The sequence below is a fragment of the Candidatus Pantoea communis genome, assembly GCF_011752685.1.
In the GTDB taxonomy this organism is placed as follows: Bacteria; Pseudomonadota; Gammaproteobacteria; order Enterobacterales; family Enterobacteriaceae; genus Pantoea; species Pantoea communis.
On sequence record NZ_VWXC01000008.1, the window covers coordinates 35202 to 53236 of the forward strand.

Genomic DNA, 18035 nt, shown 5'->3' on the forward strand with positions numbered 1-18035 from the left:
ACGTCCAAACGGCTTATTACTATCGAATGTCGAGGAACAGGCAATGTCGCAATACCGTACCTTCACCGCTGCTGATGCGGTGGAATATGCTAAAAAATTTGGCGGTGTGGACGATCCGTCAGCGCTGGTGAGCGCAGAAGAGATCGGCGATGGCAATCTCAACCTGGTGTTCAAGATTTTCGATAACCTGGGACAGAGCCGTGTGGTGGTGAAACAGGCACTGCCCTATGTGCGTTGCGTGGGTGAGTCCTGGCCGTTAACGTTGGATCGCGCGCGCCTCGAAGCACAGACGCTGGTTGAACACTATAAACATTGCCCAGAGCACACGGTTAACGTCACCCATTACGATGCCGAACTGGCGGTGATGGTGATGGAAGATCTCTCCAGCCATCGCATCTGGCGCGGCGAGCTGGTGCAAGGAGCTTACTACCCTGAAGCGGGTCGTCAGCTGGGCGAATATCTGGCGCAGACGCTGTTCCATACTTCTGATTTTTTCCTGCATCCGCACAAGAAAAAGGCCGAAGTCGCGCGTTTCATTAACCCGGAAATGTGCGAAATCACCGAAGACCTGTTCTTCAACGATCCCTTTATCGATCACGAGCGTAATAAATACCCGGCGGCACTGGAGCCGCTGGTGGTCAGCCTGCGCACTGACGATGCGCTGAAAATCGCGGTGGCCGGGCTGAAGCACCGCTTCTTTGCGGATGCCGAAGCGCTGCTGCACGGCGATGTGCACAGCGGCTCCATCTTCGTGGCCGATGGTAGCCTGAAGGTGATCGATGCGGAGTTTGGCTATTTCGGTCCGATAGGCTTTGATGTCGGCAGCGCGATTGGCAATCTGCTGATTAACTACTGCTGCCTGCCGGGCCTGTTGGCCCCGCGTGAAGCGGCAGAAGGGCGCGAGCGTCGTCTGAGCGATGCGCATGAAGTCTGGACGCAGTTCTCCAGCCGCTTCCTCGAACTGGCACACGCCAACACTTCTGATGTGGCGCTGGCGTATCCGGGCTATGCGGAAGCCTTCCTGCGCAAAGTATGGAGCGATACCATTGGTTATTGCGGCACGGAACTGATTCGTCGCACCGTGGGCATGTCACACGTTGCCGATTTTAAACAGATTGCTGATGACACTATGCGTACCGAATGTATTCGTAGCTGCATTACCCTGGGACGTACGCTAATTCTGGCGGCAGATCATATTGCGGATGTCGATGCGTTAATCGCGCGGATTCGTCAGGCCGTATAAGCCTGACAAAAAAAAGCCTCCGTCAGGAGGCTTTTTCGTTTTATGCCGCTTCACTGGCGCGTGTGGCGCCTTTATCCTGCGGCTTCGGTGAGGCCAGTGCCTCCGGCACAAACTCATCGACGTTGATGGCTTTGAGACGGCTGGCTTCAGCGCGCGTCAGTACTTTGGCTTCGCTCTCATCAATCCAGCCCTCTTTCAACGCACGCTGTGCCAGCGCATCCAGACGGGTAAACGACAGATGTTTTTTCTGCTGCTGGCAAAGACGTTCATGAATCACTTCCGCTGCCATCACATCCTGCAGCGCCTGCTCCAGTTGGCCTGCTGGATTGTGTTCGCTTGGCGTCAGGTACATGCCACGGCCCAGCCGCGTACGGGTGGCTGACGGCAGTTGCAACAGCTTCGCCAGCTTGTGGTCCAGTTTGTCAGACGGTGCCGGGCAGTGTTTGCCACCGGCGAAAATCACCATGCGCAGCGCGCCTGCCACCAGGCGATTAGGGAAGTTACGCAGCAGGTCATCCATCGCCACTTCAGCCTGATGCAGCGCATCCTGCACGCCCCAGTGCACCAGCGGCAGATCGGCTTCATTGCGGCCTTCGTCGTCAAAGCGTTTCAGGGTGGCAGAGGCGAGATACATCTGGCTCAGCACATCCCCCAGACGTGCTGAGATACGTTCACGACGTTTCAGGCTGCCGCCTAACACTGCCATCGACACATCTGACAGCAGTGCCAGGTTGGCGCTCAGGCGATTGAGCTGCTGATAGTAGCGGCGGGTCACGTCGCGGGTTGGCGACGCGCTGGTGCGGCCTCCGGTTAAACCGAGCCACAGACTGCGCACTTTGTTGCTACCGACATGGCCAATATGGCTGAACAAGGCACGGTCAAAGGCCACCAGATCGTTTTTAGCCGCAGCGTTCATCTCTTCCAGCACCCATGGATGGCAGCGAATCGCGCCCTGGCCAAAGATGATCATGCTGCGCGTCAGGATATTGGCGCCTTCCACGGTAATCGCAATCGGTGCGCCCTGATAAGCCCGCGCCAGGAAGTTGTTGTCGCCCAGCATAATGCCTTTACCGCCGGCGATATCCATCGCATCGATAATGGCGCGCTGGCCGCGGTGGGTGCAGTGATATTTCACAATCGCCGACAGCACCGCCGGTTTTTCACCCAGCATAATGCCGCTAGTGATAAGTGTAGCCGCCGCATCCATCACGTAGGCGTTACCGGCAATGCGTGCCAGCGGTTCCTCGATGCCTTCCATTTTACCGATAGAGACTTTGAACTGACGACGGATATGCGCATAAGCACCGGTTGCCAGCGCAATGCTTTTCAGACTACCGGTCGAGTTGGAAGGCAAGGTGATGCCGCGACCGACTGACAGGCATTCAACCAGCATACGCCAGCCCTGACCGGCCATCGACGGGCCACCGATGATGAAATCGATCGGCACGAAAATATCTTTACCGCGTGTTGGACCGTTCTGGAACGGCACGTTAAGCGGGAAGTGGCGATGGCCAATCTCTACGCCCGGCGTTTGCGTCGGGATCAGGGCACAGGTAATGCCCAGCTCTTCCGTCTCACCCAGCAGATGATCGGGATCGGAGAGTTTAAAGGCCAGGCCAAGCACGGTAGCAATCGGTGCCAGCGTAATGTAACGCTTGTTCCATGTCAGGCGCATGCCCAGCACTTGCTGGCCTTGCCATTCGCCCATGCACACCACGCCAGTATCCGGAATGGCACCCGCATCCGAACCTGCTTCCGGGCTGGTCAGCGCGAAGCACGGAATTTCATCGCCGCGTGCCAGACGTGGTAAATAGTGATCTTTCTGCTCATCGGTGCCGTAATGCTGCAACAGTTCGCCTGGGCCGAGTGAGTTAGGTACACCCACGGTGATCGCCAGGATACCGGAAACGCCTGCCAGTTTTTGCAACACGCGCGCCTGAGCATAGGCGGAGAATTCAAGGCCGCCATACTCTTTCTTAATGATCATGGCGAAGAAGCGATGCTGCTTGAGATACGCCCACAGTTCCGGCGGAAGATCGGCCAGTTCGTGAGTGATCTGGAAATCATTCGCCATACGACAGGCTTCTTCGACCGGCCCCTCGAGGAAGGCTTGTTCCTCTTCCGTCAGTCGTGGCTGCGGATAGTTGTGCAGTTTCTGCCAGTCTGGCTTGCCACGAAACAGATCGCCTTCCCACCAGGTCGTACCGGCATCAATCGCTTCCTTTTCCGTACGCGACATCGGCGGCATCACTTTCTGGAAGCTGTACAGCGCAGGTTTGGAGAACATACTGCTACGCATGGCTGGCAGATTGAAGGGCAGCAGGATAATCGCCAGTGGCAGCAGCAGCCACGGCGTCCACAGGCCTGCAGCAGCCAGCCCGGCGGTCCATAGCAACAGGATTACGCTGCTGAGCCGCAGCGAAACTTGATGGTAAAAGAGGGCGCTAATGACAATCAGCGTCGCGACAATCGAGGCAAGCAACATAATGAACCGCTCCGTAAGTTGTAAGAGGTCTGACCTGTTATAAGGTAAGGTTTAGAGCAGTGACCGCTTTTTAGCAATCTGTTTACATCGCAATTACAACAGAACTCACAAAATCGCACTCTCTGGACACCAACAGAGCAGGAATGGCAAAGCCTGGGCCTTTTTCCCCGATGCAGGCGCTTTGCGGCTTTGTCCCATTCCGTTAAACTTGCAGAGTAAATCTTTCCTCTAAAGGACATCCCTATGTATCAGGACATTATTCGCTCAGAACTTAATGAAGCAGCCGATACGCTTAATAAATTCCTGAGTGACGAAGCGAACATTCACGCGATTCAGCGCGCGGCAGTCTTGCTGGCAGACAGCTTCAAAGCAGGGGGCAAAGTGCTCTCCTGTGGCAACGGTGGTTCTCACTGTGATGCGATGCACTTTGCTGAAGAGCTGACAGGGCGCTACCGTGAAAATCGTCCTGGCTACCCGGCGATTGCCATCTCTGATGTAAGCCACCTTTCCTGCGTCAGCAACGATTTTGGCTATGACCATGTGTTCTCGCGCTATATCGAAGCCGTAGGCCGTGAAGGCGACGTGCTGCTGGGCCTGTCCACTTCAGGTAACTCGGCGAACATCATCAAAGCGGTCGAAGCGGCACGCGCCAAAGGGATGAAAGTGATTACCCTGACCGGTAAAGATGGCGGCAAAATGGCAGGCACAGCGGATATCGAAATTCGCGTACCTCATTTTGGCTACGCTGACCGCATTCAGGAGATTCACATTAAAGTGATTCATATCCTGATGCTGCTGATCGAAAAAGAGATGGTTAAGTAATGACGCGTCACTCCTGCTCACGCGGGAGTGCTGACTTAAGGCGGTTGCTATGTGCGAATTGCTCGGGATGAGCGCCAATGTCCCCACGGACATCTGTTTCAGTTTTACCGGTCTGGTGCAGCGTGGCGGCGGAACCGGGCCACATAAAGATGGCTGGGGCATCACTTTCTATGAAGGAAAAGGGTGCCGCACATTCAAAGATCCTCAGCCCAGCTTTAACTCACCGATCGCCCGTTTGGTGCAGGAATACCCGATCAAATCACATTCCGTGGTCGCTCATATCCGCCAGGCGAATCGTGGTGAAGTGTCGCTGGAAAACACCCATCCGTTTACCCGTGAGCTGTGGGGACGTAACTGGACCTACGCGCACAACGGGCAGCTGAAAGGCTACAAACAGCTGGAAACCGGGACTTTCCGACCCGTTGGCGAAACGGACAGTGAGAAAGCGTTTTGCTGGATCCTGCATAAGCTGTCTGAGCGTTATCCGCGCACTCCGGGCAATTGGCCGGCGGTATTTCGCTACATTGCTGAGCTGGCGGCTGAGATGCGCGAGAAGGGTGTGTTTAACATGCTGCTGTCGGACGGTCGATATCTGATGGCGTTCTGCTCGACCAATCTGTATTGGATCACTCGTCGTGCGCCTTTTGGCAAAGCCAAGTTGCTTGATCAGGATGTAGAAATTGATTTTATGCAGCAGACAACGCCGAAGGACGTTGTGACGGTGATTGCGACACAGCCGCTGACAGGAAATGAAACCTGGCACCGAATAGTGCCAGGCGAGTGGGCATTATTTTGCCTGGGTGAGCGCCAGGAATGACTTCGAGGCAGCATCCGGTGTAGAAATCACCGGCGTGCTGTTCACCGCATATTGACCCGTCGTCGTCACATTAACCGTTGGCGGTATGTGGTACTTCTCAAAGTACGCATAACCCGGCTGCAGTTCACGCCAGAAGTTGATGTACGTTGAGTAGCGATGACGTTGCATGTTGCTATCGGTCATATGGAACGGATAGATATTGATCTGTACATCCTGCTGACCGTTGCGCAGCGCAGCGTTGACGTAGGTAAAGATCTCGTCCATTGATGCGTTGGTCATGGCGTAGCAGCCAATTGAGACGCAATCACCGTGAATCATCAAATAGTTACCGTCATAGCCTTTATCACGATCGTATTGATTCGGGAAGCCGGTATTAATCGCGCGGTAGAAACGGCTGTCCGGTTTTAACTGATTCAGCTTAACGTTATAAAACCCTTCCGGACTTTTAAAATCGCCCTGACGACGCTTAGGCCCTAATCCGCCAGAGAAATTACAAATGCGATAGCTGTCCAGCAGACGATATTCATTACCGATTTTGCCGTACAGTTCCAGCGTACGCTCTTCCTTGAAGATCTGAATAAAAACAGGAGTGCCAAGTAATTGTTTCTTTAACTCTTTGCTCACCGGTGCCGACAGTTGCGTTGGCTCTGGCGAAATGGCCCAGCTAAGGACTGGCATAAGAATCATCGCAAGCCACAATGCGATTCTGCCCATTCTGTGTGTACCTTGAAGTGAAGAGAGACGATGACGCTGAGCGTCTTGGTATTGCATTATCGGAAATATCCGCTACCGCAGCGCAACATTAACATTGTCTGAGGTTTAATCAAGACAGTCTCCGTGAAAATGGTGCAATCCTAAAGGGATTACGACCAGAATTTTGTAAACTTTAATTCATCGCTCAACAAATATTGCCGAAGTTTTTTACTGCTGTATACTTATCCAGTGCTCGGAGGGCGTATGCGCAAAATCATTCATGTCGATATGGACTGCTTTTTCGCGGCCGTTGAAATGCGCGACGATCCTTCATTAACGGATATACCTATCGCCATTGGCGGCAGCCGGGTGCAGCGTGGCGTCATCAGCACTGCCAACTATCCCGCGCGCAAATATGGCGTGCGCAGCGCGATGCCGACGGCAATGGCGCTCAAGCTCTGCCCGCATCTGAAATTACTGCCTGGACGCTTCGATGCCTATAAAGAGGCGTCACGCCAGATACGCGATATTTTCGCACGCTACACCCCATTGATTGAGCCCTTATCACTGGATGAAGCGTATCTGGATGTCACTGACAGTGAACATTGTCAGGGTTCGGCCACACTGATGGCGCAGGCAATCCGTGCCGATATCCTGCGTGAAACCGGACTAACCGCCTCTGCTGGCATCGCGCCGATCAAATTCCTCGCCAAGATCGCCTCAGATTTGAATAAGCCCAACGGGCAATACGTCATTACACCGCAAGTGATGCCGGACTTTTTACTGACGCTACCGTTGAGCAAAATTCCTGGCGTAGGAAAAGTGGCGACCAAAAAACTGGAAGAGATGGGACTGCGCACCTGCGCCGATGTGCAGAGAGCCGATCTCGCCTTGCTGCTGAAGAGATTTGGTAAATTCGGCCGCGTGCTCTGGGAGCGCAGCAACGGCATTGATGAACGCGATGTGGTGGTGGAGCGCGAACGCAAGTCGCTCGGTGTCGAACGCACATTGATGGAGGACATCCACAACTGGGAGCAGTGTCTGGCAATCATTGATTACCTCTATGCTGAGCTGGATCGACGCCTGACAAATATCCGTCCCGACAAGCAAATCGCGCGTCAGGGCGTGAAGCTCAAATTTAATGATTTCCAGCAGACCACGCAGGAGCATGTCTGGCCGGTGTTGAACAAGGATGACATGATCGCAGTGGCGCGGCAGGCATGGGATGAAAGGCGTGCCGGGCGCGGCGTGCGGTTGGTGGGATTGCATGTGACGCTGGTGGATCCGCAATTGGAGCGGCAGCTAGTGTTGGGTTGGTAAAACCTTGAGTATGGCCTTGGCTATCATCCTGGCGGCTTGAAGCGCCGCCAGGATGCCCTATTCGGCCACTGAATTACTTCTTAGCGTTCTTCGCTTCCAGCGTGGCAAACCACGGCGCAACAAAATCGTTGTTCACACCCCAGCCTGGAATAATCTTGTTCAGGGTTGCTACGTTAATCGCCCCTTGCTGGCTATTCAGCAACTGCTGCGAAATGGAAGAGGCTTTGAATTCGTAGCTTGCCGGAGTAGCTTCACCCGCGATTTTATTGGCCACTAAGCGCATATTGACCGCACCGATGGTTTTTGGATCGACCGCGACCGTCTGCACCCATGGGCTGTTCTTCTCATGCATCAACTGCAAGTCCTGGTTGGACACGTCAATACTGTAGATTTTGATTTCAGTACGACCATTCTCTTGTAGCGCTTTATAAGCACCCTGACTGAACGCATCCCACGACGCCCAAATCGCATCTATTTTACCTTTTGGATATTTTGCCAGGATCGCACCCACTTTGTTGGCGGTGTCGCCCTGTACATCGGTAGAAACTGCGCCAATGGATTCCAGCTGATGAATGCCTGGATTCTCTTTCAGCAGTTTCTCATACACCACCTGGCGACGTTCCTGCGGCGGGAAGCCTGCGACCCACAGTTTGATGATGTTGGCTTTACCATGGAAATCACTGATCAACTGACCCAGTGACGACTGCGCCAGCGAGGCATCATCTTGCGCAGTGACGGTCACGCCATTGACCGGCGTATTTACCGGGGTATCAAAGACGGACAGTTTGATACCTGCATCGACAATGTGTTGCACCAGAGCGGTGGAGTAGGGTTCTTTGCCGTGAGAGAGAATGATGCCATCGTATTTCTGGCTGATCGCCTGATTAACAAAGTCCTGGAAACGCGCATCATCGCCGTTACTCAGGAAAGTACTGACTTTAAAGCCCAGTTGACGACCTTGCTGAATGGCACCGGCAATAAACTGCGTGGTGTTATCGTCAGACCCCAGGTTACGGATGATGGCGATGCGCACCGGACCTTCGTGATTCGCAATCGCTGCGGGAACCGGGGTAACGGTATCGGCAAAGGCAGCGCTGGCGTTCAGCAGGCTTAATGCCAGCAGCGAAAGGGTAATTTTTTTCATTAGAATCTCTTTCTCAGTAAACGCGCCTTAGCGGCGCTGAATGTAGGTAATCGCCAGGGCCAGAGCCAGCACCAGGCCTTTGATAATGTCCATGGCGTAATAAGGCACGGACAACATCACCAGCCCGTTCTGCAACACACCCAGAATCACCGCGCCCACCAGCGTACCGAGCGCGTTAGGTTTGCCGGAACCGGCCAGCGAGAAGCCGATCCATGCTGCGGCAACGGCATCCATCAAATATCCACTGCCGGCGTTCACCTGCGAGGAGCCAATACGCGATGCCAGCAGAATGCCGCCTAATCCGGCCAGCAGCGATGCGAGTACATAGGCCAAAACGCGGTAGCGCGTGGTGCGAATACCGGAAAGGCGTGCGGCTTCTGGATTGCCACCCAGCGCGTACATGCGACGGCCATGCTTGGTCAATGACAGCGCCAGTTGTGCCACAATCGTCACCACCAGCATGATGATCACAATGGTCGGCACCTGACCCAACAGACCGAACGCTGCGGGGATAGTGCCCTCCGCCATATCGCCGCTTGGCATCACCATATTCTCGGTAATCGAACCGCCGAAGCTGTAAGTCATCGCCACGCCCTGAATGACAAACAGGGTGGCCAGTGTAGCCAGCATGTCGGGAATGCGCAGGATGACGATAAGGAAGCTGTTGAGCAGTCCCACCAGGGTGCACAGCAGCAGCGTGATGATGATGGCTTCGGTGGTGCCAAAGCCGTGCCAGACAAACAGTGAAATCACCAGCGCATTGGCCAGTGAGGCGGTTGAGCCTACCGACAAATCGAAGCCGCCGATGGTCAGCGAAATCGACACACCAATCGCAATCACCGTGACGATGGCGATGGATCGCAGGATGTTGATGATGTTGGTGGGCTCGAGGAAGCTGTCCGATGCCAGGCCAAACCCGGCGATCAGGATCACCACGGTCAACAACATGCCCCATTTGTAGAGGAAATCGAATAGTTTATGACGCAGAGAAACCTGCGGGTTCAGGGATAGTTCTTTGCTGCTCACGCAGGGGTTCCTCCGGTGGAATAAAGCAATAGCATCTCTTCTGTGGCCTCACGACCTTCCATCTCTGCCACAATGCGCCCATCCCAGAGCACACAAATACGGTCACATAAGCCGACCAGTTCGGAAAACTCGCCCGAAGCGTAGATGATGCCTTTGCCTTCACGTGCCAGGCCGTCAATCAGGCTGAACAGATCGGTTTTGGCTTTGATATCGACACCTTTGGTTGGCTCATCAAAGATCAGCACGTCAGCGTTGTTGCGCAGCCATTTGCCAATTGCCACTTTTTGCTGGTTACCGCCTGACAGACGACGCAGAATCTGCGCCGGGCCGGTGGTACGCACGTTGAGGCGCTGAATCACCTCTTCAGCCCAGCGCCAGGCCTGACGATGATCGAACAGGCTCCAGCGCGAAAAGCTGTTGTCGGCACTGACGCTCAGGTTCATGCTCACCGGTTCATCGATAAAAATACCTTCCTTGCGACGCTCTTCCGGCACCAGCGCCATGCGGTTTTCCACCGAATCATGTGGAGAAAGCGGTCGCCACGGTTTGCCGTGCAGCTCGCCTTTTTCTACGCGGCTTTTGTTTGCACCAAACAGCGCCTTACACAGCTCGGTTTTCCCTGCACCCGCTAAGCCGGCAATGCCGAGGATTTCACCTTTGCGCAGATGCAGTGAAATGTCCGCCAGCAGCTGGTCATCGTGCAGACCTTCCACCGACAGCAGCAGCGGTTGTTCACTCTGTTCACGGCGAGGTGGATAGACATCGGTCAACTGGTGTCCCAGCATTTTCTCAACAATCTGCTCGCCACTCAGTGCCGCCATTGGGCAGCTCTCAATCAAACGGCCATCGCGCAGCACGGTTAAGCGATCGCAAATCGCTTTGAGTTCGTGAATGCGATGGGAGATAAACACCACGCCAATGCCGTTGCTTTGTAAACGACGCACCACGGTAAACAGACGCTCGCTTTCATGCTGATCCAGCGGCGCGGTCGGTTCATCCAGAATGAGAAAACGGCAGTGATGGGAGAGGGCGCGCGCCAGCAGGATTTGTTGTTTCTCCGCCAGCGAGCAGCGTTCCACCAGACGATTAACATCGATGTTCACTTCCAGCTGATTGAGCAGGGCACGCGCCTGGCGACGGATTTCACGCCAGCTATAGACATGGCCAGGTTCTGCCAGCTGATCGAGCAGGATGTTTTCTGCCACGCTGAGCTGCGGCACCAGCGCCACATCCACCTCCTGCTGCACCAAATGAATACCGAGTTTTTTGGCATCGCGCGGGGTGCGAATCGAGACCGGCTGGTCATCCAGCAGAATTTCACCGCTGTAATGATTATGCGCGCCGGATAGCACCGCCATCAGGGTGGATTTTCCTGCGCCATTGGCCCCGGTCAACGCATGCACTGATCCGCCCTCGGTCAGAAAATCGACCTGGGTCAGTGCGGCAAAACCGCCAAAAGCGATGGAGATATTACGCATCTCCAGGCGGTTAATCGCACTCATGGGGCAGGCCTTTCATTAAGAGAGTGGGTGGCATTTTTTCTGAACCCATAACGCTGGGCAACAAACGAAAGCGCATAAGCTAGCACGAAATCTTATTAGCCATCCAGACATCTGGGCGTAACGGCGTCTAAAACTAGAGAGGGAGTGTGGAGTGGTAGAATGCTGGGGTAATAAGCAGGATTTATAGTGAAATATGCTGCATGTTACTGTTGGTCTCAAAATGGGTTCCGGCAAATATTGCGACCTTATTAGCAAGAGAATCCTTAACCTCAGGATTGCAGGCATAAAAAAACCAGGCCTTAGCCTGGTTCCTTACAGCATCGCAAAGACTTACGCCTTCTCTGGCACCACGTTCAGCAGCGCAGTCAGCAGTTTCCAGTACAGACCGACGCTCTCAATGTGCACCTGCTCATCCGGTGAGTGTGGACCGGTAATGGTTGGCCCAATCGACACCATATCCATGTTCGGATACGGCTTCTTGAACAGACCACACTCCAGACCCGCGTGAATCACCTGAATGTTTGGCGTTTTGCCAAACAGGGCTTCATAGGTTTTACGCGTCAGCGCCATCACCGGTGAATCAGCATCAGGCTGCCAGCCAGGATAACCGCCTTTTGGTGCGGTTTTCGCGCCAGCCAATTGGCCCAGTGAAGTCAGGGTTTCCACCACCCAATCTTTGCCGGTGTCGATCAGTGAACGAATCAGGCAGATGATTTCGGCATTGTCCTGATCCATGGTCACCACGCCGACGTTCAGCGAGGTTTCCACCACGCCTTTGGCCACGTCAGAGTTGCGAATCACACCGTTCGGGGTGCTGTTCAGCAGGTTGATGAAGCGATCGCGGCTGTCGGTGGTCAGCGCCTGGCCCTGATGTGCCAGCGGCTCGGTGGTTAACGCAATGTTCTTCTCTTTAATGCCCAGCTCGTTCAGCAGCGTGGCCTGGAAATGAGCCGCAGCCGATTTGAGTGCATCCACTTTATGGCTGTCGATTGCCAGCGTGGCAAAAGCTTCGCGCGGAATCGCATTACGCAGCGTGCCGCCAGTGAACTCAATCAGACGCACATCCAGTTCCTGCGCGTAGACCGCAAAGAAACGCGCCAGCAGCTTGTTGGCGTTGCCCAGACCATGATGAATATCGGCACCGGAGTGGCCGCCTTTCAGGCCTTTCAGCGTTAGCTTCAGGGTTTCAAAGCCCGCAGGTACGGCTTCACGGTTTAATGGCAGGGTGGTGATGAAATCAATACCGCCCGCGCAACCCATGTAGATCTCACCCTCTTCTTCAGAGTCGGTGTTGATCAGGATATCGGCTTGCAGCCAGTTTGGCTGGAGACCAAAAGCGCCATCCATGCCCGATTCTTCGGTCATGGTCAGTAGCACTTCCAGTGGGCCGTGGGTCAGGCTGTTATCAGCCAGCACCGCCAGCGCAGAAGCCATGCCAATACCGTTGTCGGCACCCAGCGTGGTGCCACGCGCTTTAACCCACTCGCCATCAACATAAGGTTGAATCGGGTCTTTAGTGAAGTCGTGCACCGTATCGTTGTTCTTCTGCGGCACCATATCGAGGTGCGCCTGCAGCGCGACAGGGGTACGTTTTTCCATGCCCGCAGTGGCCGGTTTACGAATCAGGATATTGCCGACCTGATCGCGCTCAACCCAAAAGCCTTGCTCTTTGGCCCAGTTGACCACGTGTTCGGCCAGCGCTTCTTCATGGTAAGAAGGGTGTGGAATGGAGCAGATTTTAGCGAAAATATCCCACAGCGGTTGGGGGGAAAGTTGCGACAATTCAGACACAATGCATCTCCTGTGTCAGCGCGGCGGACATACCGCTCGCACGCCGGGTTCCAGTGAAAGATCGCCGTCAGCACATCTGACGTGATGTGGCTGAGAATATCACTGTTTTTCACCGGGTGCGTACTCAGGCGCGCTAAAATCCTGCATCCAATGCGACAGATGCTGGTTTTTAACGCGTCAGATCCTTATAATCTCGCGCAACCTTTTCCCCCTTGCCTATTTTTAAACCAACATTGTTGGTCGGGATTTCTTTTATGAGCGAAAAATACGTCGTCACCTGGGACATGTTGCAGATCCATGCCCGCAAACTGGCCCAGCGCCTGCTTCCTGTGGAACAGTGGAAAGGTATCATTGCGGTCAGCCGCGGTGGTCTGGTTCCGGCATCGCTGCTGGCGCGTGAATTGGGTATTCGCTATGTCGATACCGTCTGCATCTCAAGCTATGACCACGATCATCAGCGCGAAATGAAAGTGCTGAAGCGTGCGGAAGGCGACGGTGAAGGTTTCATCGTGATTGATGACCTGGTGGATACCGGTGGCACCGCGCAAGCGATCCGCGATATGTATCCAAAAGCGCGTTTCTGCACCATCTTCGCTAAGCCAGCTGGTCGTTCGCTGGTGGACGACTACATTGTTGATATTCCTCAGAACACCTGGATCGAACAGCCGTGGGACATGGGCGTGGTTTACATCCCGCCAATCGTCAAAAGCTGATTGATGCAACGCAAACAACGCCCGGTTATGCCGGGCGTTGTGCATTCTACGCCTCGCACCCAACATGTGGGTGCAGTACACTCTTAGGCATCTATGCGACTATCGCGGGAGAACGTCTAAGATGTCGGATAAAAACCTCAGCGAAGAGCTTTTTAAGCCCCGCTTTAAACACCCGGAAACCTCCTCTCTGGTGCATCGTCAGCACCATCATCCGGTTCAGGTGCACAACACCCTCGAAGGGGATACCCAACCTTGCTGGTATCGCATGCTCAACAAGCTGCTGTGGACGTGGCGCGGCCTGTCTCCGCAGGAGATCAGCGAAGTGCTGGCGCGCATCGCTATCAGTGAGTATGAGCACACTGATGACACCCAACTCGACACGGTGATTGGCTATCGCGGGGGTAACTGGAACTTTGAGTGGTCGAAGCAGGCCGCCATGTGGCAGCAGCGCGCGATGGAGAATGAAGATCACGAGGAAGCCGGGCATCAGTGGATGCGCGCATCTAATCTCTACAGTATTGCCGCCTATCCCTATATCAAAGGCGATGATCTGGCCGATCAGGCACAGGTGCTGGCAAACCGGGCATACGAAGAGGCCACGCAGCGTCTGCCTGGTGAGCTGAAAGCGCTGACCTTCCAGATCAGCGGTGGCAGCCCGGTCACCGGTTTCCTGCATATGCCTGCTGAGGCCAAAGCCCCATACCCAACGGTGCTGCTGTGCGGTGGCCTGGATTCGCTGCAGAGCGATCATTATCGCCTGTTCCACGATTATCTGGCGCCGCGTGGCATCGCCATGTTGACGCTGGATATGCCCTCTGTGGGCTTCAGCAGCAAATGGAAGCTGAACCAGGACACCAGCCAGCTTCACCAGCAGGTGCTGCGTGAGCTGAGCAATGTGCCGTGGATTGATCACACGCGCGTTGCACTGTTTGGCTATCGCTTTGGCGCCAATGTCGCCACCCGACTGGCTTATCTGGAAGTGCCACGCCTGCGTGCGGTCGCGACACTGGGCGCGATGGTGCATAACGTGTTTGTCGATGAGCAACGCCAGCAACAACTGCCGGACATGTACATGGATATGCTGGCCAGTCGCCTGGGGATGCCTTCCGCGTCTGACAGCAACCTGCGCATTGAGCTCAATCGCTATTCACTGAAGGTGCAGGGTCTGTTGGGGCGTCGCACGCCGACGCCGATGCTGGCGGCATACTGGCCGGGCGATTTGTTCAGCCCAGAAGAAGAGGCTCAATTGATTGCCAACTCTTCCGCACAGGGCAAAGTATTGGCAATACCCGCCACGCCGGTGTTCTCCAGTTTTGAGAAAGCGTTAAATCAAATCTGTGACTGGTTAGCAAAACAATTGGGTGTATGACTGGCAAAAATTCGACGCTCTGCTACTACTTATATCCGGGATATTTTGCGTTGCGCGCGTGATTCGCGTAACGAGAAACAATTTTACGGTTATTTGAGGGAGAATTAGCATGACGTTACCGAGTGGTCATCCCCGTAGTCGCCTGCTGAAGCGCTTCACCGAATTGGGGCCGTACATCCGTGAAGGAAAATGTGAAGAGCAGCGTTTCTTCTTTGATTGCCTGGCGGCGTGTGTCAACGTTAAACCCGCACCCGAACTCCGTGAGTTTTGGGGCTGGTGGATGACGCTGGAAGCGCATGAAGACCATTTCACCTATGAATACCACTTTGGGTTGTTTGATAAAGACGGTGACTGGGGTGTGGCAACGATCAAAGGCAAAGAGAACAACGAGAAAGTGGAGAGTACGCTGCGTAATTTCCATGAGCGTCTGAAAGCGGTGTTGAAGGATCTTAAGTTGGATCTCAAACCTGCATCGGGTTTTAAAGAAGAGCCGGTCAAGCTCAGCGCTTAAGCACGCCATCGTCGGGCTCGGCTTGTAAGCCCGCTAAACAGACAAAAAGAAGAAAGAGCCGGTGATGAGCCGGCTCTTTTTTTTATAGACACATTGAGGGTAAAGCTAACGACTTAGAACTGGTAAGTCAGACCTACAGCAACGATGTCGTCGTTGTTGATGTTCAACTTGTTGTTGTCATCCAGTTGGTTGATTTTGTAATCAACGAAGGTAGACATGTTTTTGTTGAAGTAGTAGGTCGCGCCAACGTCGATGTATTTAACCAGATCTGCGTCGCCGATACCGTTTTCCATGTCTTTGCCTTTGGTCTGCACGTAGCCGATGGACGGACGCAGGCCAAAGTCGAACTGGTACTGAGCAACCAATTCAATGTTCTGTGCTTTATTAGCTGCACCAGAAATTGAAGAACCTTGGTAAGTACCGCTGAACGGGGTCATGTTGCGAGTTTCAGTATAGATAGCTGCCAGGTAAACGCTGTTCGCGTCATACTTCAGGCCAGCACCCCATGAATCTGCTTTATCGCCGCCGCCATAAACGCGGTTTTTCTGCGCCAGGGTGGTGTTAGAAGAGGTAATGGCAGTCATCAAGCTCACACCGGTATCACCGATGGTGTAACCCAGTGATGCACCGTAGCCGTCGCCATTCTGACGAGTACCGTCTGGTGAGCCGCCAGTTGAGCTTGCGCCACGACCGTTAGCAGTTTTGTCATCGTTTTTGCCCTGGTATTGCAGCGCAAAGCGCAGGCCATCAACCAGACCAAAGAAATTGCTGTTGCGGTAAGTTGCTACACCAGTAGTACGCTGAGTCATGAAGTTGTCAGAACGCGCAGTACCGTCACCACCGAACTCTGGGAATACGTCAGTCCATGCTTCTACGTCGTACAGCACGCCGTAGTTACGACCGTAATCGATTGAACCGTACTGACCAAATTTCAGACCAGCAAAGCCCAGACGAGTTTTGTTGCCTGAGTTAGCGTCAGAACCTTCAGAGTTGTTGACGTTATACTGATATTCCCACTGGCCGTAACCGGTCATCAGATCGTTGATCTGCGTCTGTCCTTTGAAACCGATACGAACGTAAGATTTGTCACCGTTGTTTGAGTCAGCGTCGCTGAAATAGTGTTCAGCTTTAACGCGGCCGTAGAAGTCCAGCTTGTTACCGTCTTTGTTATAAACTTCTGCGGCGTGAGCAGCGGAGGTCAGTGCCAGCGCAGATACGACTAATGCCAGTGTGCTCTTCTTCATTTGCTATCAATCCCAATGAGTAAAATTTGTTGTACCCTTGAAAGGGTTTGTAAAACAGGGGACTTTTTACCGACTGGTGATGAAAGTTTTATGACAGTTTTTCTGATTTCTTGTTAATCGCGAACTTTTGGTCTACTGCATTGTCAGGGGATTTTTGTGCTTTTCCCCTTGCTGTTATTGGCTTCCTTGCTCACTCCTGATAAAACGTCCCTTCGCAGAATTTTTTTCTTATATGGCAGGAAAAACATGAGTGGCAGTCAGACCCTTGTGGTCAAATTGGGTACCAGCGTCCTCACCGGCGGTTCGCGTCGGCTGAATCGTGCGCACATGGTGGAGTTGGTTCGTCAGTGTGCACAACTGCACGCGGCGGGTCATCGTATCGTTATCGTCACATCAGGCGCGATTGCCGCTGGACGCGAACACCTGGGTTACCCCGAACTGCCGCCCACCATCGCCTCAAAGCAGCTGCTGGCTGCAGTGGGGCAGAGCCGTTTGATTCAGCTGTGGGAGCAACTGTTCTCGATTTACGGTATTCATATCGGTCAGATGCTGCTGACGCGTGCGGATATGGAAGATCGTGAACGCTTCCTCTACGCACGTGACATGCTGCGTGCGCTGCTGGATAACCACATCGTGCCGGTGATTAACGAGAACGATGCTGTTGCTACCGCTGAAATCAAAGTGGGCGATAACGACAACCTGTCTGCGCTGGCGGCGATGCTTGGCGGCGCGGATAAACTGCTGCTGCTGACCGATCAACAGGGCCTGTTCACCGCCGATCCTCGCACCAATCCGGAAGCGGAACTGATCAGCGATGTGCACCAGATTGATGATGCGTTGCGCACGCTGGCCGGAGGCAGTGTTTCCGGCCTCGGCACGGGTGGCATGGCGACCAAACTGCAGGCGGCCGATGTGGCCTGCCGCGCCGGTATCGACGTGATCATTGCGGCGGGCAGCCGCCCGGATGTGATCAGCGACGTGCTGTATGGCAAACCGGTGGGCACCCGTTTCCACGCACAGCAATCACCGCTGGAGAACCGCAAGCGCTGGATCTTCGGCGCACCGCCAGCTGGCGAAATTGTCATTGATGACGGTGCGCTGGCTGCGGTATTAGAACGCGGCAGCTCACTGCTGCCGAAAGGCGTGCGTGAAGTGCAGGGCAACTTCTCTCGTGGCGAAGTGATCCGCATTCGTAACCTGCAAGGGCGTGATATTGCCCACGGCGTGACGCGCTACAACAGCGACGCCATGCGCATGATTGCCGGTCATCACAGCCAGGAAATCAGCGACATCCTCGGTTACGAATATGGCCCGGTTGCGGTGCATCGTGACGACATGATCGTCAGTTAAGGAGC

General features: G+C 54.3%; 15 protein-coding genes. 8 read left to right on the forward strand and 7 right to left on the reverse strand.

What is annotated here, in order from left to right:
- The first annotated feature begins 43 nt into the window (after positions 1–43).
- Positions 44–1243 (forward strand): S-methyl-5-thioribose kinase, encoded by a 1200-nt coding sequence (mtnK, locus tag F3J37_RS12220; protein WP_166933638.1) that lies wholly within the window; start codon positions 44–46, stop codon positions 1241–1243.
- A gap of 40 nt (positions 1244–1283) precedes the next feature.
- Here the strand turns inward: mtnK and fadE are convergent, their stop codons facing one another.
- On the reverse strand, positions 1284–3728 hold the full coding sequence (fadE, locus tag F3J37_RS12225) for an acyl-CoA dehydrogenase FadE (protein ID WP_166933640.1): 2445 nt from the start codon (positions 3726–3728) through the stop codon (positions 1284–1286).
- A gap of 243 nt (positions 3729–3971) precedes the next feature.
- Here fadE and lpcA point away from each other — a divergent pair, with 243 nt between their 5' ends.
- Both lpcA and F3J37_RS12235 read left to right on the forward strand, forming a co-directional pair.
- Positions 3972–4550 (forward strand): D-sedoheptulose 7-phosphate isomerase, encoded by a 579-nt coding sequence (lpcA, locus tag F3J37_RS12230; RefSeq protein ID WP_034825351.1) that lies wholly within the window; start codon positions 3972–3974, stop codon positions 4548–4550.
- 49 nt (positions 4551–4599) lie between these two features.
- Positions 4600–5367, forward strand: a complete 768-nt coding sequence (locus F3J37_RS12235; RefSeq protein ID WP_058961548.1) for a class II glutamine amidotransferase — start codon at positions 4600–4602, stop codon at positions 5365–5367.
- Here F3J37_RS12235 and dpaA read toward each other — a convergent pair.
- The gene (dpaA, locus tag F3J37_RS12240; RefSeq protein WP_058961547.1) at positions 5338–6081 is read right to left on the reverse strand and encodes a peptidoglycan meso-diaminopimelic acid protein amidase; all 744 of its coding nucleotides are present in this window, start codon (positions 6079–6081) and stop codon (positions 5338–5340) included. The two genes, F3J37_RS12235 and dpaA, sit on opposite strands and share 30 nt — an antisense overlap.
- A 243-nt stretch (positions 6082–6324) precedes the next feature.
- Here dpaA and dinB point away from each other — a divergent pair, with 243 nt between their 5' ends.
- Positions 6325–7380: a DNA polymerase IV gene (gene dinB, locus F3J37_RS12245; RefSeq protein WP_038648775.1), complete on the forward strand. Its 1056-nt coding sequence runs from the start codon at positions 6325–6327 to the stop codon at positions 7378–7380.
- A gap of 73 nt (positions 7381–7453) precedes the next feature.
- On the opposite strand, the gene F3J37_RS12250 is transcribed toward dinB, so the two are convergent.
- The 4 genes from F3J37_RS12250 to pepD all read right to left on the reverse strand — a co-directional run bounded on the left by F3J37_RS12250 (position 7454) and on the right by pepD (position 12843).
- The gene (locus F3J37_RS12250) at positions 7454–8524 is read right to left on the reverse strand and encodes a sugar ABC transporter substrate-binding protein (RefSeq protein ID WP_166933642.1); all 1071 of its coding nucleotides are present in this window, start codon (positions 8522–8524) and stop codon (positions 7454–7456) included.
- A 27-nt stretch (positions 8525–8551) separates the two neighbouring features.
- The gene (locus F3J37_RS12255; protein ID WP_166933644.1) at positions 8552–9550 is read right to left on the reverse strand and encodes an ABC transporter permease; all 999 of its coding nucleotides are present in this window, start codon (positions 9548–9550) and stop codon (positions 8552–8554) included.
- On the reverse strand, positions 9547–11052 hold the full coding sequence (locus tag F3J37_RS12260; RefSeq protein ID WP_166933646.1) for a sugar ABC transporter ATP-binding protein: 1506 nt from the start codon (positions 11050–11052) through the stop codon (positions 9547–9549). The genes F3J37_RS12255 and F3J37_RS12260 overlap by 4 nt, the downstream gene beginning before the upstream one ends.
- 330 nt (positions 11053–11382) lie before the next feature.
- Positions 11383–12843 (reverse strand): beta-Ala-His dipeptidase, encoded by a 1461-nt coding sequence (gene pepD / locus F3J37_RS12265; protein ID WP_166933648.1) that lies wholly within the window; start codon positions 12841–12843, stop codon positions 11383–11385.
- Between the two features lie 254 nt (positions 12844–13097).
- Between pepD and gpt the strand changes: the two genes are divergently transcribed.
- The 3 genes from gpt to crl all read left to right on the forward strand — a co-directional run bounded on the left by gpt (position 13098) and on the right by crl (position 15436).
- Positions 13098–13556 carry a xanthine phosphoribosyltransferase gene (gene gpt / locus F3J37_RS12270; protein WP_034825338.1) on the forward strand — a complete coding sequence of 153 codons (459 nt, stop codon included), beginning with the start codon at positions 13098–13100 and terminating at the stop codon, positions 13554–13556.
- 121 nt (positions 13557–13677) lie between these two features.
- Positions 13678–14925 carry an esterase FrsA gene (gene frsA, locus F3J37_RS12275; RefSeq protein WP_166933650.1) on the forward strand — a complete coding sequence of 416 codons (1248 nt, stop codon included), beginning with the start codon at positions 13678–13680 and terminating at the stop codon, positions 14923–14925.
- Between the two features lie 109 nt (positions 14926–15034).
- Positions 15035–15436, forward strand: a complete 402-nt coding sequence (gene crl, locus F3J37_RS12280) for a sigma factor-binding protein Crl (protein ID WP_034825334.1) — start codon at positions 15035–15037, stop codon at positions 15434–15436.
- A gap of 113 nt (positions 15437–15549) precedes the next feature.
- On the opposite strand, the gene ompC is transcribed toward crl, so the two are convergent.
- The gene (gene ompC, locus F3J37_RS12285) at positions 15550–16680 is read right to left on the reverse strand and encodes a porin OmpC (protein ID WP_166933652.1); all 1131 of its coding nucleotides are present in this window, start codon (positions 16678–16680) and stop codon (positions 15550–15552) included.
- A 246-nt stretch (positions 16681–16926) separates the two neighbouring features.
- Here ompC and proB point away from each other — a divergent pair, with 246 nt between their 5' ends.
- Complete coding sequence (proB, locus tag F3J37_RS12290) at positions 16927–18030, forward strand: glutamate 5-kinase (protein ID WP_034825331.1); 1104 nt, start codon at positions 16927–16929, stop codon at positions 18028–18030.
- The last annotated feature ends 5 nt before the right edge of the window (positions 18031–18035 follow it).